This window comes from Smaragdicoccus niigatensis DSM 44881 = NBRC 103563 (assembly GCF_000380645.1).
Lineage (GTDB): Bacteria > Actinomycetota > Actinomycetes > Mycobacteriales > Mycobacteriaceae > Smaragdicoccus > Smaragdicoccus niigatensis.
Window position 1 is genome coordinate 518,871 of sequence record NZ_AQXZ01000017.1, and the last position, 17,575, is coordinate 536,445.

The window sequence follows — 17,575 nt, forward strand, 5'->3', positions numbered from 1 at the left end:
CGCGATGACGTTGCTCAAAGCCTGCATCGGTTGCGGTGAGCCATCGGAGCACACACGCTGCCCCGACTGCGCACACCACGCCGACGTGCACAAGAAGCAGCGACGCGCACACACAGGATTCGACACACGCCAATGGCGAGAGATCGCACAGCGCGCCATACGCGAACAGCCCTACTGCACAGTGTGCGGAACAACAGAAGATCTCACCGCCGACCACATCATCCCGCGCGCAATCCTCGGAGCAGCAGCCAACGACCCAACAAATGTGCAAGTCCTATGCCGACGACACAACTCGAGCAAAGGCGCCAAATGACCAGCAGTAACACTCAGCCACACAGGCCCCAGGGGGGAACACCCGCCACCCCGTCCGTCCTGTTTGCCCCGCGCCTAGCAAAGTTTGGGACTCACTCCGGTCGGGCGTATGAACTACTTGAGGGAACCGATTCCTTCGTCGTCATCATCGGTGTCCGAGTCGTCGTCCTCGTCTTCGTCCTCGAGGTGAATCGGGCGATCGAAGATGTGGTGCCACGCATGAGGCGCGAACACATCAACGTCATCGCGTCCCGGTACCGAGATCCGGAGTACACCCCCATCGGTGATGTCATATTCGACGCTGTCGTCGAAGTACAGAACCTTCTTCTTGTGTGCGTCAAGGTGTACGGAGAATCCCATGCCGGGAGTTTGGCATGAAGGCTGGACCAAAGGGACAAATCGACGCGATTGCGCTCGACTTCACGGGGTGGCCGCGGGACCGCGCGAAGCGTCGCGAGAAGTTCATTCGCGAATACCTCGTCGTGCCGAAGGGATTTGGCGCGGGTAAACCGGTCCGGTTGCGCGATTTCCAGCGGGACATAATTCGGCGGTCGTTCGCCTCTGGCGTTAGGACCTCGCTGGTAAGCATTCCTCGAGCGAACGGAAAGACCGCTCTAGCTGCGATGTTGGCGGTCGCGGAGTTGTTCGTCGGAGATCCGTCGGCGGAAGTCTTGGTCGTGGCGTCGGATCAGCGTCAGGCGAACATCACGCTACGTATGGCGAAGCGAATGATCGAGTTGAATCCGGAGCTCGCGGACCGCGCGCATATCTATGCCGATCGGATCACGGTTCCCGAGAACGATTCGATCCTGTTGCCGCTACCGGCGGAACCGGGCGCGTTGCATGGTCACGACCCGTCGTTGCTGATCATCGACGAATTGCATGTCGTGACCGAGTCCGTGTGGGAAGCAGTTACGTCGATGACGGGTAAGCGTCCGCAGTCGTTGACGCTTGCGATCAGTACGCCGGCCAACTCGACAGAGTCGGTCATGTGGCGGCTCGTCGCCTACGGTCGCGGCAACCGTGACGACCGCGCCTTCGTCCTTACCGAGTACTCCGCGCCGGACGATTGTCAGACGACCGATCGTGACGCGTGGCGGGTCGCTAACCCGGCTCTGTCCTGCCGCGATCCGTTCCTCGCGGAAGATGGCCTCGAGGCGGCACGCCGGACGTTGCGGGAACCCGTGTTCCGGCAGCTGCGCCTCGGTCAATGGGTCGGGCAGGTCGACAGGTGGCTTCCGTGGGGGTTGTGGGAGTCCCGGCAGGATGCCGGACGGATCGTGCATCCCGGCGAGAAAGTGTGGTTGGCGTTTGACGGTTCCGCGTCGGGCGACTCGACGGCATTGATCGGATGCACAACGGACGGTCACTTGTTCGTCGTCGGACTGTGGGAACGCGCGGAGGACGATCCGCGTTGGCGTGTGCCTCGCGAGGAGGTCGACGACGCTGTCACGGCAGCATTCACGACCTACGACGTTGCAGAGCTCGCAGCAGACCCGTGGGGATGGCGTTCGGAACTCGAGTCCTGGTCGCGACGCTGGCGTCGCAAGGTGATCGAGTGGAACACCGGTGCCGCAGCGCGAATGGCACCCGCAACGGACCGCATGTATCAAGCACTCGTCGACGGCACCGTCACGCATGACGGGGATCAGCGTCTCGCGGATCATTTCGGGAACGCGGTCGCGAAGTCGACGCCAATGGGGGATCTGATCTACAAGGACAAACGTGGTTCGGCCCGGAAGATTGACGCTGCGATCGCATCGATCATCGCGTTCGACCGGCGTGCGTTCCATTTGGCGAAGCAACGCGGGGGAGGCGGTCGCACGATGCGCCCAGGGGCACGGGTAGCGGCGTCATGGTGACGGCTTTGCGGTTTCGTAGGCAACCCGACGGAGTCGGGGCGGCAGCACTGAATGTCTGCCGTCCGGTGCAATCTGGACGTTATGACGGTTGCCGCGGGTCGTTCGGTGTGTGAGTTTCGGCGTCAGCTTGCGCGCCTCATAGAACCGCGATCCGCAGTCATAGCAAACCGACTATGTACGCGACCGTCGCCGAATTCCTCGCACGACTTGCCGGATGCTCAAGCCCCGATCGTGTCGTCGGGCAGCGGGGCTTGTCAGACCGTCCTCGTAGTGTCTGCCTGAACCGGGCGCGGAGGGAAGCCGTGCCCGGTACGTTTTCTAACGGTCTGCCGGAATTGCACGAATCATTTGGAGAGGCCGTCGAAGTTGACCACACCGCAATTCATCAGGTCGTGGCAGGAAGCCGAATCGAATGCGGTCGTCCGCATGCGTGAACTCGGCTTTAGCGACGCGCAAGCCACAGGTTCTGGCGCCGATAGCGGGATCGATGTTCGTGCGGGCGGGGCGTTGGCTCAGGTGAAGCGGGAAGCGGTTGACACTGGACGCCCGAAACTCCAATTTTTTCTCGGAGCATGCGCCGTTGAGCCGCACAAGGAGAAGCTTTTCTTCTCAGCTGGATATGCCAAGACTGCTATCGAGTGGGCGGAAGCTGTTGGAATGGCGCTGTTTGCGTATGACATCCTGGGGGACCTGACTCCAATCACCTCTCGCGCAAACACTCTCATGCAGAGGGCGGCTGAACAGCGCGCGAACGCGGTGCATCTCTCCGAGCCGGAACCCGCGCAGGTCACGCGACCGATCTCGGAGTTCGACCGCGTCTGGGCAAATGCGTCCCGATCGCAGTCACGCGGGTACGCCGAGGACGAGACTCACTTGGACTCCTTACGCGAGGCTCGAGCGCGCTATCTGATAGAACGGGGACTCTCGGAGCGGGAAGCTCGCGTGCAGGCGACGTGGGACGAACTGTGGGACAACGATCGACCGAAGCATCCGCCGGCCACCCCGGTGAATCCGCGCGTGCGAAGGATCAGCGTCCCGACTCCTCAGCCCGAGGTCGTGACAATCGCAAAGCCAGCCGCAGGTCCCAAAAGCGTCAGCATCAAGTTAATTCGTGGGCAGATTGCATCAGGCAAGGCGGAGCCAGCTGAGGGCGCAGACGGCTGGGCAGACCTCGTGCGCTGGCCACCGTCAACGAGCAAGAAACGTCGCGGTAAGCGTTCCCGCGATAGATAGAGCCTTACGGACTGGGTAGACCCCGCCGCCGTCGTTCGAGCAGGTAGCGACCGACGCCGTCGTCGTCTGTTGTGTCGCCGAACGCGATGTCGACATCGGCGGTCCGGTCCGGCAGTTTGTCCGGCGGGTAGTGCGTAGATCCGTACCCGGCCCACCACATTCGCGCGAGGAACTGTGTCCGTTCGTCCAGTGCTGGAACGAACGGATTCACGGCGCCTCGAGTCGCGTTGCGACCCCCGAGGTACGCGTCGCCGATCTCGTTAGGCATTCGCGAAATACGCGTCGACCGCGGCGTCCGCTTGTTCGCCGGCGGCGCGGAGCGCATCGGCAACTGCGATCGCAACGTCGCCGTCCAGGTCGATGATTGCGACGCCGTGTTCGTGGCGATGCTCGAGGACGACGGTTTGCCGCTGGTCGTCGATTCGGATCGTAAGGTCGCCGTCGACGGCATCGCTGTTCGTACGGAACGTATGGTCGGTCATTGCTCGAATATCGGATAGAACCGCTCCGCGATGTTGGAGGACTCGCCGCATTCCCGCAGATGGGAACAGCCTTGTGTGAGCACATTCTGAGCACAATCGACTCCGAAAACGAGTGATCGGCACATATCCCCAGTGATGTCAAAGGTACTGGTAGGGAGGATTTCAAACCGGCGACCGGCGGTCGGATCAGAGTTCGAAACCCTCCGCGCCCACTCCGTGATTTCTTACGGCATCTCGTTCTGCACCGTAAGGCCGTTGCTGTTACATCTTGGTGTACCGGGCCATGGCGAAGCTGAAGACGCCGTAGGTCATGATTCCGAGACCAGCGACGATCAGCAGAACTGCACCGAAGGGCTGCGCCCCGAGAGTCTTGAGGGCGCCATCGAGACCAGTCGCCTTCTCCGGCTCGGAGTAGATCGTCGCGACTACGACCAGGACTCCGGCCCCCGCGATCACCAAGCCCTTCGCGACATACCCGATCATTCCCAGTCGCCGCACGAGGGCGCTCGAGACCCCCTTCAGCTCCTCGAGAAAGCTCTTACTCACACCTTCGTAGACGTGGTAGCCACCGACCGCGAGGATGATCAACCCCACTGCGATCAGCGCCACTCTGCCGACATTGGACTCCATCAGGCGCGCGCTGACACTCGCGTTTTGCGCACTGCTCGACTCTCCGGCACCCCGGGCGAACCCGTAGGTCGAGAATGCGAGGGCGAAGTAGACCATGGCCAGCGAAAACGCCGTGGCTCGGTCGAACACTTCCATTAACCGGCCTTGGGACTTGGGTTCGGTCGAGCGCCCGAGGCACGTTTCGGCGAGCCGCCACAATGCCATTGCCGCAAACGCGCCCACGGCCACCCATAGCGCGAGAGTCCCACCGGGCTTGCTCGCCAGCTCGGCAAGCGCACCGGATTGATCGGCTGCCCCGTTCCTACCGCCGGAAGCAATCCGGACGGCGATGTAGCCGATGATCAGATGAACCAAGCCACTCACGACGAACCCGCCGCGTGCGCACCACTCCAAGACGCCGTTCTGCGCCAGGGCCGCCATGTCGGTCGCGATCGATGGAGATTTGTTGAATGACATTGCGGTAGCTCCTGCCGGAGTCGACGAACCGGAGGGGCTCGCAGCAACCCCGTCAGACTGCGGCCACGATCCGTCGGTCGGACCCGGCCGAGACCCCTATCCCGCCTTGCGGATTCCCGAGTCAGGCTCGTCGGCCTGGGAGTCTTTGCGGGTGTTCTCGCGGACCTGGGAGTCCGTGCGGGAATTGTCGCGGGTCTGGCGTGCCTGGGAGTCGGGGTCGATCTTGTCTGCGCGTTCGAACTCTTTGTTGACCTCGGCGCGTGCGGAGACGGCCTCAGTCCGGCGAGTGGCTGCACTGTGCTGCAAGCGCGCCGCTACTGCCGCCTTCGCCTCGGCTTGCGCCTGCGCCACACGTGCGTTGGCGGCTGCCTCGTCGGCGCGCGCTTCGCGTTGCCCGACCTCATGTGCCTGTTCAGCGGCATGATCGCGGATGGTGGTGGCTTCTTCGCGGTGGTGCTCCTTGAGCTTCCGCTGCGATAGCACTACGAGTAGTGCGACGAGGAGGAGTGCAGCGACTGCCGCTACAACGATCCAGACGATAGAGCTGGTATCCATTTTCGTTCCTGACGATTGTGATTGCAGCATCGACTGTCGGGGTTGATTTCGTTCCCAACAGGATTCGCGCGAGTGCGCCGATGGGTTGTGGTGGGTTGGGATGCAGAGCGCGGCAATTCGTGACTGTTGGGGTTGAGACCCATCACGCTTCCGCGGACCGCGGGCGCAGGGACATTCCAAGAAGCAGTCCGGCAACGATAGGAATGATTCCGAGAACGATCATGATGATCTGGCCTGGATTCGGTGCTTGAAGGAGACGGAGTGGAACAATTCGGGGGCGACTTGCGTCGCAGACCGAGTTGCCGTCGCGTCCGATCTACCCGTTCATGGGCTCTGTAAACAGGATCGAGTGCCACTGTCGTCAGCTCTGCGGGTGACCGCTACTTCTGACTATCGAGCTGCGGCAGCACGGTTTCGCGCACGAGCAGTAGGACGGCGGCCGCGATCGGGATGGCAAGCAGGGCACCTACGATGCCGAGCAACGCGCCGCCGAGAAGAACAGCAACCACGGTGACCAATGGCGGTACCTCCACGGCTCTCCCGATGATCTTCGGGACGAGCAAGTAATCCTCGATCAGTCTGAGGGCGACGAAGAAGACGATGGTCGCGACGGTGACCGGGAGCGAAACCGTCAGCGTCACGAGCGCCACGATGATCCCGGCCATGGTTGAGCCCACGATCGGGATCAGGTCGAGGACGGCGACAAGGACGGCCAGGAGCAAAGGGTATGGAACATCGAAAACAAGCAGCCACACGAACGTCAGCACCGCGGTGACGACCGAGATCAGCACGTTCCCCAAGATGTAGCTGCCGACCTTGGCGAAGATGACGTCGCCGAGCAGGATTGCGCGGGGCCTGCGCGATCGTGGAAACAGTCGGTAGGTCGAGGTGCGAATCTGTGGGAAGTTGGCCATGAAGAAGCCGGTCAGGACCACAACGATCACTGTCGCACCAACAACGCTGAAGATGATCTCACCGGCGCCCAACACATTTTGCACCACGCTCGAAGCGTCGGCGCCGAGGCTTTGTTGGAGCCATTCCTGCACGTGGAATCGGGATTCGATCGAGCCGATCACTGGGTAGCGTTCAGCAAGCCGGTCGACATACCCGGGGGCCTGACGAAAAAGCGCGACCCCTTGAGTCACGAGCGGCGGAATTGCGGCCGCGAGAAACCCCGCGAACAGGCCGGCGACCACGACGAATACGGCGGTCACAGCTGCCCACCGCGGAAACTGCGGGCGAACCAGTCGCGACACCACAGGTTCGAGACCGACAGCCAGGAAAAGGGAGATCGCGATCAGAATAAGCATGTCGCTGGCGGCGATCATCAATTCGATCGCGCCGTAGGTCACCGCGACGCCCGCGGTGGCGAACATTCCGATCATGAACGGTGAACGACGATCGAAACGGCGTCCGGGTTCACCAAGTGGATGCTCCGAGGTTCTGATCCGGGTCGCGTCTGCTTCCGCGGCGATGATCAGCTCGCCTTCCTCGGGGGTGTGTGGTTGCCCAACCAGGCCGCCGTGGCCTTCCTCCGCCGTTTCCACCAGGGAGGGGTGCTCATCGCGTGGTGTGCGGCGCGGAGTCGGTCGCGGTAGGTGATCGGCGATTCGCCGAGCCCCGCCGGCAGCTTGGCCCGTTGCCCGGAGCAGGCTCAACCCGACGATGAAGACGGCGGCACCAATCATCTGTCACTCCATCTCGGACCGTCGCTCGTGGCCGTCGACTTACCGCCGCGGTACAGGAGGAGTGGAGGATTCCCTCCAAAATCGCGGTTGTACGGGCCGCGGACCTGTGGTTGATTACCCCCGACAGGGCCCGATTAACCAGCGACGATCCGCTTCGCGCCGCCAGGTTTGGATAGGGTCAGTCGATCCTTCTCCCCAGCAACGCCTTCAGCTCCCGGAAGTGCCTCTCCGTCGCGTCGTCGTTCCACGCTGCCGTGTCCGACATCGTGTAGCCGTGCATCGCACCGGGGCAGATTTCGTTGGTGTACGTCGCGCCAACGGCGTCCAGGGCTCGGGCCAATTCGGCAACCCGGTCTGGGCTCATTCCCGCGTCGTGGTCGGCGTGGAGGTAGAGGTATTCGACGCTGCCGGTGACGACGAGATGCGGGCTGTTCGGAGCGTCGGTCACGAGGCCGCCAGCGTGGAATCCGCCGACCGCGACGAACCGGTCCGGAAATTCTGACGCCACTCGAGTAGCCAGCCGCGCACCCATGCAGTAACCGGTTGAGCCGAGCTTCGCTTCCGGACCGAGGTGACGGTCGAGTTCGGCAACGTACGCTTCGTCATCTCGCGCAGAGAGCTCGGGCGTGAGCTTCCCGATGAACTGCATGATCGGCACCTTCGCGAAATAGACCGCACGATTCTCCGGAACGCGGAGGTCGACGTCGGGTGCGAGGTCCGCGGACGTCGCCCAGCGGTAGAAGACATTGGGTGCCAGTACGACGTAGCCCCAGGAAGCGATTCGGTCGACCATCTCGGCGATGCGGGGGCGCAACCCGATGGCATCCATGAAGAACAGAACGCCACCCCTCGGATCTCCCTCAGGTCGGGAGAGGTACGCCTCCGTAGTGCCGTCGCCGGCCGGAATCTCGATCAGTTCAGCCACGATTCCGAGGCTAACTCTCGTTTGCCCACGAATCCGGGCACAAACAGCCGACATGACGTTCTCGAAATATTTCTCGTGCGGGTTTGTCGGCGAGAACGCGGGGTACGACCAGACGGTAGGTCCGCCTTCTGGGAAATCGCCGTCGTCGTCGTCCGCCCGGGACTCACTTTTCACCCGAAGACAAGGACGATGCCATGGCTTTCATGTCGCCGACCGACTCGCTGTTCTTGCTGACCGAGACCGACAAACAGCCGATGCATGTCGGTGGCCTTCTCATTTTCGGTGCGCCGGAGGACTCAACCTCGTCAGACCTCATCAACCAAGCGCTCGAAGACCGGCGAGTCTCCGACTTCCTGCGCAATGTCGCGGAGCCGCACTTCGCCGGGACTGCGTGGACCTGGCGCCACGACGCCGACATCGACTTCGATCAACACGTCAAGCGACACCAATTGCCGCCGGGTGCGTCCGAAGGTGACCTCTTGGCCCTGTGCGCACAGCTTCATTCGGAACGTCTCGACCGTTCGCGGCCGCTGTGGGAGATCCACGTGATCGAGGGTCTTCCACTGGACCGGTTCGCGTTGTACGCCAAGATCCACCACAGCGTCGCCGATGGTGTGGCAGCGCTTTCGCTGTTGCGGAGCCGACTCTCCGACGATCCGGACATACGCGAGATGCCTGCTCCGTGGGTGGACGCGGCGCCCGAGGAACAGCCGTCTCACAGCGGTGCGGGTCCGCTTCGATCTCTCGTGTCGCTCGTCAAGGACGGGGTGTCGACCGCACCCGCGCTTGCCGATATGACTCTGCGGTCGCTCGCCTCGCGCGGCGGTCCGCTGTCCATCTCGGCACCGAAAACGGTTTTCACACAGGACATTTCCGAAGAGCGTGCCTACGCCGCGAAGTCCTGGCCGCTGGAGCGGCTGCGCCTCATCGCCAAGAGTGCCGATTGCACGGTCAACGATGTCGTCCTGACCATGTGCGCCGGCGGGCTGCGCGAATTCCTCATCGAGATGGGGGAGTTGCCGCGCAAGTCACTGGTGGCGATGGTGCCGGTGTCGATGCGCCCGCAGTCCGACGACACGACAGCGGGGAATCAGGTGGGCTTGCTGACCTGCAGCCTGGGAACCAACATTCCGGATGCCCGCGAGCGCTTGTTGCACGTCAGTGCGCGGATGCGCGAAGGAAAGAACTTCATCGCCAGTCACAATGCCACCCAGAATCTGGTCACCAGTGCGGCCGCCGTGGCTGGTCTGGCACCGATGGTGATGCTCGGCCGGAATCTGTTGGTCAACCCGCCGTTCAACGTCGTGATCTCGAACATTCCGGGCCCCAGCGAGCCGTTGTATTGGAATGGAGCGCTGCTCGAAGAGATTCACCCGTTGTCGATACCGGTTTCCGGACTCGCCCTCAACATCACATGTGTGAGCCAGTGTGACCGCATCAGTGTGGGCCTCACGGCGGCGAGTGACGTCGTGCCGGAGCCGGACGAGATCGCCGTCGACATCGACTCCGCGCTCGACGAGTTGGAGAGGTCCGTCGGGCTCTGACTCTCGTCAGCGGTGCGAATCGATCAAGGACCGAGCCATCGTCTTGGCGCGCTGGGCGGCGAGAAGGTCGCCCTCGGTCGCGGAAACGATCGAGCCCTTCATCAGAACGTGGAATGACCGCGCGAAATTTTCGGCGTCGCGTAGCCCGGCCTGTTGCGCGCGGTCCTGCAGGATGGCGCGAATGTTCTCGAGGTATCTAATGCTGGCTTTGCCCGCGGGGTGGGAGCTGCCCATCTCGAGGAGCACGTTGATGAACGAGCAGCCATCGAATGCCTCGTGGTGATGGAACCAGTCATCGAAGACATCGAAAATCGCTAGCAGTTGCTCTTCCGGTGTCGCGCCCCGTTCCCGGGACTGCTTTTCGACCAGCCCGTGAGTCCATAACTGTTCGCGGCGCTGCAGCACTTCCAGGATGAGGTCGTTCTTGGACGGGAAGTGCCGGTAAAAGCTCGCCTTCGCGACTTTCGCACGCGCGATGAGCTCATCGATCCCGACGTCGCGAATGCCGCGCCTGGTGAAGAGTTGGTAAGCCACCTGAAGGATTCGCTCGCGAGCGGATACTGTCCGGCCGTTCGGATCGAGGGTGGGGCTGTCGTCGTCTGCCATATCAATCCTCTACTTCCAGCCTACCCAGAGACAGACCTGTCTGAATCTTTGGGTGGAAATCAGGTTTAACGTATCCGCATCGCGGGGTACAGAACGTTTAGAGGCGATCGAGACAGACTTGTCTGTTTCATCAAGTGTCCGGCTTCTGAGGAAGTTCCTCGCTGCACTTGTGGTCGCCATGGAGGTGTAAAACCAATGTCCCCGACCACTCAACAGTCAGTCCAGCAACCCCTCGAGACCGCCGTGCTCTCAAATCAGAGATGCCCGAGTGCCGCGGCTCCCGTTGTGCGAAGCGTTCGTCCGCGTCGTGCACCGAGCAGGGTTGAGAAGCCCGGCCGGGAGACCATCACCTATCGCGACGTCGATCCGCTGCTCCTCACGCTCAACTCGCTCGTGGACGGAGACGCCGTTCGCAACCGACTCGAGTCTCGCATCATCACCATCTGCCTGCCGCTCGCCAAGCACATCGCACTGCGGTTCAAGGGCCGGGGAGAAGCGCTCGAAGACCTCGAGCAGGTAGCCCGCATCGGGCTTGTGAACGCTGTCAACCGTTTCGACCCGTCCAAGGGTTCGTCGTTCCTGTCGTTCGCGATCCCGACGATGATGGGCGAAGTTCGTCGCTACTTCCGTGATCGAAGCTGGTCAGTGTCGGTTCCGCGCGCCGCCAAGGAAAACCATCTGCGCATCGGTCCGGCGGTCGAGGACCTGACGTCCAGGCTCGGCCGGGCACCGACGATCGATGAGATCGCCCGGGAGATCGGGTTGGGCCGCGAGGCGGTCAACGATGCGCTGCTGGCGGGATTCGCGCACACCCCGGAGTCGATCGATGCGACCCATGCCGGCTCGGACGACGAGCGGACGATGGCCGATCGGCTGGCCGTCGATGACACTGGATTCGAGTTCGTCGACCAATTCCTCAGCGTTAAGCCGCTGCTGGCGCTCCTGTCCGATGAACAACGGGCGGTGCTGAAGATGCGGTTCTTCGATGAGATGACGCAATCGCAGATCGCCACCAAGCTGGGCTGCTCGCAGATGCAGATCTCGCGCATGCTCGCTCGCACACTGCAGTTCCTTCGCGAGCGCGCGTCGGTCGAGGACTAGCTTCCGACGCGGCACGGCGGCCGACTCTCAGGCCGCCGCGGTCGACTCCCACCTTTCAATCAAGTGAGTCGCCAGGCGAGACTCGAGGTAGCCCGCGGACTCGACACCGAACACGACGTCGCGCCGCAGTTCGGGCTCTCGTTCGATGAGGTCGCGCAGTACATCGTTTCGCATGACCTGTTCATGCATCGCGTCGGCTTCGACGTGTTCGGCGTAGAAGCGGATGCATTCCGATGGGGCGCCGAGGCGTGTCAGGGCCTCGACCATGCGGCGGGAGGATGGTGCATTGACGATTTCGCCGGCCGTGAACAGCCCGACCATCGCGCCGCGCAAACCGCGATGCAGTCCGCACATCGACATGAAATTCACGTTCGACAACGCCTGGCCGGGAACGTCATCGAGGTAGTACAGGTAGTCGCGACTCAATCCAGCGGCCTCCATCAGGTCGCCGAAGAGAACCGAGTGCATGCGCTCGCCGCGGCCGCCGCCGTATTCGTCGAACTCGACCGCGACGAATGCCGCCTTCGCCTGGCCGGTCAGGCGGGGAATCGACCACGCGTGCGGGTCTGCCTCCTTCAGGTGATACATCGACCTGGCTTTGAACAGGTCCAGCATCTGGTCCCACGTGCCCTGTCGCTGCATGTGAAACGACATCCCGACTTCCTCGGCGGGGACCAGGGTCAGCTGGTCGATCGTGCGCTCGACGTCATCGCCCCCCGAAGTCACCGATCGTAGGAAGCGCCGGAATTCGACTTCCAGGTACGCGCGCCACCTGAGCAGATCCGGGTTCCATTCCCAGTCCGCAGTGACGTCTGCAAAGCCGCGGTAATGAAGCTCGTAGCAGGTGTACAGCGCCAGCTGGACGTCTTCGTCGAGTGGGTCATCGATGATGGGTCGCGGCAGCTTCGGGTTCGACCGGTCGTTCTGCAGAACGTCGATCAGTTGCTCCGAGAGCGGCCCGCGTGGACTCGGCAAAATAGCGGTCATACGGAGTTCTCTCCCGTCTGGCGAGACATGCTTCCGGACCCGGTCGTCAGGGCTATCCCGTCGATGAGAGCGTCGAGGCCGCCCTGCGCGAGCTTTCGCTGCCTGGCTGCACCGGTTCCATGTCTCTCGATGTCGTCGAGCAGTTGCGCCGTGAGGTCGTAGTCCCCGGTGTCGGCTAGTGCCTCAGCGACGTAGTCGAACAGTTCTGCAGCCCGCGATGTGGCGCTGAAGCTTTCTCCGGTGACTGGATCGATCGACGGGCCGGTCAATCCGTACCGCGCGGCTGTCCATACTGCCGCCGATCCGCATTGCTCGTCGAAATTGCGCGGTTCGAGCCCGCGTTCTAGGTCAGCGATGGCCGTGTTCACCAGAGCACGGCACAGCGCGGCTTGCAGAATCGCGTCATCGACCGTTGCCGCGGAGTCCGCGACGCGAAATTCGATCGTCGGGTAGCGCGGGGAGCGTCGCGCGAGCCAGAACGAGGTGCGATCGTCGAAAAGGGCGCCTACCGACGTCAACACTGACATGCGGTCCTCGTATTGGTCGGCGGACGTGGAATACGGCGGAAGTCCCGAACAGGGAAATCGGGACTGTTGAATTACTCGCCAGCTACTGAATCCGGTGTCGACCGAATTCGCGAATGGGGAGTTGACGCCCAGGCTCAGGAGAATAGGCAACCATTCGCGAACCTGGTTCAGGATCGCGATGGCCAGATCGTCGTCCTCGACGCACACGTGTATCTGACACGCGCACACGTTGTAGTCACGGAGCGAACCGGCATACAGATCATGAATTCCGCGGTGACGTGCATCGGTCGTGGTGAAGTCCGACGCTGGTTCGTCTGCCCGGATCGGCGAGCCGACCGGAAGCACCCGCACGCCCATCTCGTGTGCCGTAACCGCAAGGTGCTCACGCGATTCGACGAGATCCTGGCGCAGTTCGGCAAGCGTCTTGCGGGGCGGTGTGACGGCCTCGATCTGGCTTGCTCGCAACTCGGGCTTGAAGTTCGACGGCAACTTCCCCAGGAGCGCTGGACTCTGCGGAGTCGGTATTCCCTCGGCGTCGACGAGAAGGAACTCTTCTTCGACGCCGAGGGTCGATCCGGTCATGCTCGATAGTCGCGCCCTCATGCCCTGCGGCTACCCGGGGTGCCTCTGTTCAAACAGCCCTCAAAATGGGTATATCGAAGGAATGCGAATTGGATCGGGAATTATTCTCATCTGGCTGATCATCGGTGCAATTGCCGCCGGCCAGCGAGGGTATTTCACTTCATCGAACGACACGTGCGAAGGTATCGGCACTGTCGTGCTCACGGTTATCTCGGGCCCGCTGAACTACATGGGCTTGAACCCGCACGTCGGCGAGTGCAAGAAGCCGGAATTGCCGCAGCCGTCGCCGTGACGTGTCACTGAGAACTGGAACGGTGTTGCGACCCTTGCCGGTGTCCACCAAACCACCGGCAGCGTTGTGACACGCGTCGAGTACTCGCCGGCGCATCACCGTCAGCGAGGAGCCGTTTGATGCGGACGCCGCTGGGTACGTCTCCCTTCGTTGGTCCCCAACGGAGGGAGATGTCGACGCTGATGGACGACAAGAAGTCGGCAACCATGCCGTTGCAGGTCACGTCGAATATCTCGTTCTTCGATCGAATGGCGTCGGCGGCGTCGAAGTTCGCGTCGAGAGCGTGGTTCTTCGCCATGTGCGTGACATTGGTTGTGGTGTGGTTTCCGTCAATTGCGATTATTCGAAACATCGACACCTGGCAGCTCGTCATCAATACCGCGACGACGATCATCACATTCCTTCTCGTGGCCCTGTTTCAGAATAGCGAATCGCGGGCAAACGATGCGGTTCAGCAGAAGTTGAATGCGGTAGCCACCGCATTGCTGGATATCATGCAGCACCTTGGCGACAATCTTGGTCCGGATGATCAGACAATGCGCAAAGCGCGCGAGGAACTCGCGGATTCGATTGGCGTAGAACGACGAGAAAGCTCGTGACCGTGCCGATAAGACGAGTGAGTGAAGGAAGCCGGCGCGTTCGCATCATGCCCGATGGACCGATGCTGATCGATGGACCGGTGGACATCGTGCTCCCGGACGGTACTCACGTGTGTTCGGACCGATTCGTGGTCGCTGTCTGCATGTGCCGCCGAAGCGCGAACTATCCGTTGTGCGACACCTCGCATCGCCGGAAGCAGCGAAAGTAGCCCGAACAGGGGTGTGGCGCCCCGCCGTTGGGGCGCCACACAGGCTCGTGATTTCGAAGTCAGCGCTCGTTAGCGCGTTGCACTGCCTCGTCAGCCTTGGCCGCCGCGCGTTCGCGCTCAGCCTCAGCTTCTTCCTTGGCGGCACTGCGCTGGTGCTCTGCCTTGTCCGCCTGAGCACGGCCCTCGTCCTCGAGTCGGTCATTGCCGAATACGCGGCCAGCGGCTTCCTTCGCCTTGCCCTTGACGCCTTCGACGACGCCTTCGACACCTTCGCGTGGGCCACTCTTGTGTTCAGTCACGTGAGAAATCCTTCCGTGTTTTGCAGTTGTTCCCTGCATAAGAAGGCGTACCCGAGAGGTCAGTGGCTAAACACGTCCATCGTGGATCTCGGTCGTTTAGTGGTCGTTTTAGGGGTCACTAGCAGGGTATTCGCTAGATATGGAAAGTTACGCAACCGACAAGGATTCGAGAGGCCGTCGGATTACCGACGCAAGGCCCGCGGAGCTCGCTGAATTTCCATCGGAGATCCGCAATCACGTGACATTCCATCACGCCGAAAGCGGCCGAATCGCGACCGCCGCCGCGCGCTGGATATTCCGGCCGGCGATCAATGTGTGGACCCGAACGCGGGGTTTCGCGTGGCCGCTTCGATTGATCGATGACACCGCGCGAATCTTCCCGTTGCCACGGGGCACGACGATCGCGACAGTGCACGTCCCGCAGTGCCGCGCTGAGCTGATCAGTGCGAGCCGTGGCCTCACCGAAGCCGCCGCGTCCAATCCACGGTGGTCTGCGACACGGGCCGTTCTGTATCTGCACGGCGGAGCGTTTGTCGCGTGTGGGCTCAATTCGCACCGGCCGATCGCGGCGCGGATCTCCCAGACCGCGGGTTCGGTGGTGCTCAACCTCGAATACCGGATGCTGCCCTTGCACCCGCTCACCGACGCCGTCGAGGATGCGGTTGCTGCTTATCAGTGGCTCTACGCGCGCGGCTTCAACAGCATCGTCCTGGCGGGCGACTCCGCCGGGGGATACCTGGCCTTCATGACGGCGCTCGCGCTGCGTAAGAGTGGCTTACCGGCTCCGGCCGGCATCGTCGCGATGTCGCCGCTGACCGATCTCGATGTGGCTCGCAAGGCACGGCACCGCAACGCCGACCGCTGCGCACTCTTCACACTGCAAGCAGTTGAGGCATTCATTGAGCATCTGCATGTGGTCCAGGCCCGGTTTGCCGAAGACGGGACGTGGACGTCGCTGCAGTCGCCCGTCGACTCCGATCTGTCCGCGATGCCGCCGGTGCAGATTCACGCCGGCGCCGAAGAGCTCCTGTTGCAGGATGCCGAATTCATGACGCAACGACTTGTCGCTGCCGGCCGGTCAGTCGACCTGCACGTGTGGAAGGGCCAGATTCACGCGTTCCCGGCCGCGGCGTTCGCGACACGGCCCGCGCTCGAGGCCGTCGCCGCGATCGGCGAGTTCGTGCGTAAGGTGACGCCGACGAAATTCGCGATCGCGGCCTAGCGCCTCAACGCGATCGATCTTGGGAACTGCGGGAACGGCGGCGGTTTTCCTTCTTGATCGCCTCGACGAGTTCGCGCTTGCTCATCTTCGACCGTCCGTGGACGTCCAGCTTCTTGGCGACGTCGTACAGGTGCACCTTGGTCGAGTTCGCATTGACGCCCTCATCGGCGCGCCCCGTCGCGTTCGGGCCACCACTCTTGGAACGTTCGTCGGAGGGGCCACGCTTGTCCTTGGCCTCCCAGCGGTCACCGACCTTCTCGAAGCCGTCCTTGACAGCGGCGAACGCTACGCGATGTGCACGTTCACCGTCGCCGTACTGCTGGGCGGCCGAGTCGTGAACTTTCGCAAACGTCCGCTGCGCCTTCTTGGGGGAGCGCTTGAGCGTGTCGGGGAGTTCGTCCTGCCTGACTGTTCCGCGCTTGCTGAGCTTGGGCATGGTTTCGATTCCTTTCTCCCTGGACGAAACCCGTACAGATGTCGGCCTACCCCCGCGCAAAGTGGGTAAACGGTTCCATCGTCAATCGTGGGACGGCTTCTGCATGGTCGGCACGATGATCCAGAAGATGACGAAGGCGGCCACCGCGACCCCACACGCCACCATCGACCAGAGGCTCCCGGCGACGACGGCGAAGATGATGAATGTGACTGCGGCCAAAGCGATGCCGAGCAGACCCAGACCTGCGAGCGCCAACCGGTGCGCGGTCATGATGGTGGCTTCGAGCTTGCGTTGCCGAAAGAGAATTCGGTGCGCCGCAACCGGGCTGACAAGCAACAACGTCGCCATCACAGATGCGGCGACGGCGACGAGGTATACGCCCTTGAGAAGCGGCGAAAGAGTGTCGAAGTGTTGCTGGAACGGAAGGGTGAGGAGAAACCCGGTCAGCAGCTGGACCCCGGTCTGCACGACGCGAAGTTCTTGCAGAAGGCTAGACCAGTTGCGGTCCAGCCGCTGAGCCGATGTTTCATGCCTCTCTTTGAGGCTCCAGTCCTCCTGAGTCAAATCACTCATGTCGAGGACTCATGGGTTGATCAATACCAGTAACGGCGACCCATGACTGGACGGCCAGCCGAGCCCATGATCCAGAAGACCGCTCCGACGATGAGGGCGATGATGCCCAGCGTCCAGAGGAACGGCACTCCCAGAAGGTATCCGAGAAGCAGGAGAACTACTCCCAATGCAATCATGACTGGCCTCCTACAGCGTCATTTGGTATGGGTTGAGTTCCCTGCCAAACGGCGTTCTAACGGTCTGAACTCGGAATTCTCGATCAACTGCACCGAACCGGCGGCGCCGAGCGCACGTGCGGGTCACGAGGTTTCGGTCGATGGCCCGACGACGATTGGGTGCAGTGACATCGAGAACGAGTGTTGTTCCGCCGGCCTCGGCCACTGCGGTGACCGTTGCTGCGCCAAGTCCGGAGGCGCCACCAGTGATCAGGACATTTCCGAGGCGGGCAGAAAGAG

At 62.3% G+C, this 17,575-nt stretch carries 23 protein-coding genes; 9 read left to right on the top strand and 14 right to left on the bottom strand.

Annotation, left to right across the window (positions count from 1 at the left end; all coding sequences use genetic code 11):
- Window positions 1-4 precede the first annotated feature (4 nt).
- Entirely contained in the window at window positions 5-313 is a 309-nt protein-coding gene (locus tag F600_RS32705; RefSeq protein ID WP_162141426.1) for an HNH endonuclease, read from the top strand.
- Window positions 314-426: 113 nt separating this feature from the next.
- Here F600_RS32705 and F600_RS0115270 read toward each other — a convergent pair whose 3' ends face one another.
- A complete protein-coding gene (locus F600_RS0115270; protein WP_018161495.1) occupies window positions 427-672 on the bottom strand; it encodes a hypothetical protein in 246 nt (81 codons plus the stop codon).
- A 14-nt stretch (window positions 673-686) separates the two neighbouring features.
- Here F600_RS0115270 and F600_RS0115275 point away from each other — a divergent pair, with 14 nt between their 5' ends.
- Together F600_RS0115275 and F600_RS32710 are read left to right on the top strand one after the other, a co-directional pair.
- Window positions 687-2,174 (top strand): terminase large subunit domain-containing protein, encoded by a 1,488-nt coding sequence (locus tag F600_RS0115275; protein WP_018161496.1) that lies wholly within the window; start codon window positions 687-689, stop codon window positions 2,172-2,174.
- Window positions 2,175-2,540: 366 nt separating this feature from the next.
- Window positions 2,541-3,407, top strand: coding sequence for a restriction endonuclease (locus tag F600_RS32710; RefSeq protein ID WP_370670691.1), 867 nt, complete (start codon window positions 2,541-2,543; stop codon window positions 3,405-3,407).
- 4 nt (window positions 3,408-3,411) lie between these two features.
- Here F600_RS32710 and F600_RS0115290 read toward each other — a convergent pair whose 3' ends face one another.
- From F600_RS0115290 to F600_RS0115320, 6 genes are all read right to left on the bottom strand, one after another.
- Window positions 3,412-3,675, bottom strand: coding sequence for a hypothetical protein (locus F600_RS0115290; protein WP_018161498.1), 264 nt, complete (start codon window positions 3,673-3,675; stop codon window positions 3,412-3,414).
- Complete coding sequence (locus tag F600_RS0115295; protein ID WP_018161499.1) at window positions 3,668-3,889, bottom strand: hypothetical protein; 222 nt, start codon at window positions 3,887-3,889, stop codon at window positions 3,668-3,670. Before F600_RS0115295 ends, F600_RS0115290 begins: the two co-directional genes overlap by 8 nt.
- Before the next feature lie 261 nt (window positions 3,890-4,150).
- On the bottom strand, window positions 4,151-4,975 hold the full coding sequence (locus tag F600_RS0115300; RefSeq protein WP_018161500.1) for a DUF1206 domain-containing protein: 825 nt from the start codon (window positions 4,973-4,975) through the stop codon (window positions 4,151-4,153).
- Window positions 4,976-5,071: 96 nt separating this feature from the next.
- On the bottom strand, window positions 5,072-5,530 hold the full coding sequence (locus F600_RS0115305) for a hypothetical protein (RefSeq protein ID WP_018161501.1): 459 nt from the start codon (window positions 5,528-5,530) through the stop codon (window positions 5,072-5,074).
- A 380-nt stretch (window positions 5,531-5,910) separates the two neighbouring features.
- Entirely contained in the window at window positions 5,911-7,077 is a 1,167-nt protein-coding gene (locus tag F600_RS0115315) for an AI-2E family transporter (protein WP_026306570.1), read from the bottom strand.
- Between the two features lie 319 nt (window positions 7,078-7,396).
- The gene (locus F600_RS0115320) at window positions 7,397-8,143 is read right to left on the bottom strand and encodes a dienelactone hydrolase family protein (protein WP_018161503.1); all 747 of its coding nucleotides are present in this window, start codon (window positions 8,141-8,143) and stop codon (window positions 7,397-7,399) included.
- 194 nt (window positions 8,144-8,337) lie between these two features.
- On the opposite strand from F600_RS0115320, the gene F600_RS0115325 reads away from it, so the two are divergent.
- The gene (locus F600_RS0115325; RefSeq protein WP_018161504.1) at window positions 8,338-9,687 is read left to right on the top strand and encodes a WS/DGAT/MGAT family O-acyltransferase; all 1,350 of its coding nucleotides are present in this window, start codon (window positions 8,338-8,340) and stop codon (window positions 9,685-9,687) included.
- A 6-nt stretch (window positions 9,688-9,693) separates the two neighbouring features.
- Here the strand turns inward: F600_RS0115325 and F600_RS0115330 are convergent, their stop codons facing one another.
- On the bottom strand, window positions 9,694-10,293 hold the full coding sequence (locus F600_RS0115330) for a TetR/AcrR family transcriptional regulator (RefSeq protein ID WP_018161505.1): 600 nt from the start codon (window positions 10,291-10,293) through the stop codon (window positions 9,694-9,696).
- Window positions 10,294-10,578: 285 nt separating this feature from the next.
- Between F600_RS0115330 and F600_RS0115335 the strand changes: the two genes are divergently transcribed.
- Window positions 10,579-11,394: a SigB/SigF/SigG family RNA polymerase sigma factor gene (locus F600_RS0115335; protein WP_018161506.1), complete on the top strand. Its 816-nt coding sequence runs from the start codon at window positions 10,579-10,581 to the stop codon at window positions 11,392-11,394.
- A gap of 27 nt (window positions 11,395-11,421) precedes the next feature.
- Here F600_RS0115335 and F600_RS0115340 read toward each other — a convergent pair whose 3' ends face one another.
- Together F600_RS0115340 and F600_RS0115345 are read right to left on the bottom strand one after the other, a co-directional pair.
- Window positions 11,422-12,381 carry an iron-containing redox enzyme family protein gene (locus F600_RS0115340; RefSeq protein WP_018161507.1) on the bottom strand — a complete coding sequence of 320 codons (960 nt, stop codon included), beginning with the start codon at window positions 12,379-12,381 and terminating at the stop codon, window positions 11,422-11,424.
- A complete protein-coding gene (locus F600_RS0115345; protein WP_018161508.1) occupies window positions 12,378-13,490 on the bottom strand; it encodes a carboxylate-amine ligase in 1,113 nt (370 codons plus the stop codon). The genes F600_RS0115340 and F600_RS0115345 overlap by 4 nt, the downstream gene beginning before the upstream one ends.
- Before the next feature lie 82 nt (window positions 13,491-13,572).
- On the opposite strand from F600_RS0115345, the gene F600_RS0115350 reads away from it, so the two are divergent.
- The 3 genes from F600_RS0115350 (at window position 13,573) to F600_RS0115360 (ending at window position 14,590) form a co-directional block, all read left to right on the top strand.
- Complete coding sequence (locus F600_RS0115350; protein WP_018161509.1) at window positions 13,573-13,782, top strand: hypothetical protein; 210 nt, start codon at window positions 13,573-13,575, stop codon at window positions 13,780-13,782.
- Window positions 13,783-13,952: 170 nt separating this feature from the next.
- On the top strand, window positions 13,953-14,381 hold the full coding sequence (locus F600_RS0115355; protein ID WP_018161510.1) for a low affinity iron permease family protein: 429 nt from the start codon (window positions 13,953-13,955) through the stop codon (window positions 14,379-14,381).
- A 62-nt stretch (window positions 14,382-14,443) separates the two neighbouring features.
- Window positions 14,444-14,590, top strand: a complete 147-nt coding sequence (locus F600_RS0115360) for a CDGSH iron-sulfur domain-containing protein (RefSeq protein WP_245541555.1) — start codon at window positions 14,444-14,446, stop codon at window positions 14,588-14,590.
- Between the two features lie 59 nt (window positions 14,591-14,649).
- Here the strand turns inward: F600_RS0115360 and mbp1 are convergent, their stop codons facing one another.
- Window positions 14,650-14,889, bottom strand: coding sequence for a microaggregate-binding protein 1 (gene mbp1, locus F600_RS0115365; RefSeq protein WP_018161512.1), 240 nt, complete (start codon window positions 14,887-14,889; stop codon window positions 14,650-14,652).
- Window positions 14,890-15,127: 238 nt separating this feature from the next.
- Between mbp1 and F600_RS28550 the strand changes: the two genes are divergently transcribed.
- Entirely contained in the window at window positions 15,128-16,111 is a 984-nt protein-coding gene (locus tag F600_RS28550) for an alpha/beta hydrolase (RefSeq protein ID WP_018161513.1), read from the top strand.
- A gap of 4 nt (window positions 16,112-16,115) precedes the next feature.
- Here the strand turns inward: F600_RS28550 and F600_RS0115375 are convergent, their stop codons facing one another.
- The 3 genes from F600_RS0115375 to F600_RS32025 all read right to left on the bottom strand — a co-directional run bounded on the left by F600_RS0115375 (window position 16,116) and on the right by F600_RS32025 (window position 17,296).
- Window positions 16,116-16,547 (bottom strand): ChaB family protein, encoded by a 432-nt coding sequence (locus tag F600_RS0115375; protein WP_018161514.1) that lies wholly within the window; start codon window positions 16,545-16,547, stop codon window positions 16,116-16,118.
- 81 nt (window positions 16,548-16,628) lie between these two features.
- Entirely contained in the window at window positions 16,629-17,120 is a 492-nt protein-coding gene (locus F600_RS0115380; RefSeq protein WP_018161515.1) for a DUF6328 family protein, read from the bottom strand.
- Window positions 17,121-17,140: 20 nt separating this feature from the next.
- Window positions 17,141-17,296 (bottom strand): DUF6131 family protein, encoded by a 156-nt coding sequence (locus tag F600_RS32025; protein ID WP_018161516.1) that lies wholly within the window; start codon window positions 17,294-17,296, stop codon window positions 17,141-17,143.
- Window positions 17,297-17,575: the final 279 nt, after the last annotated feature.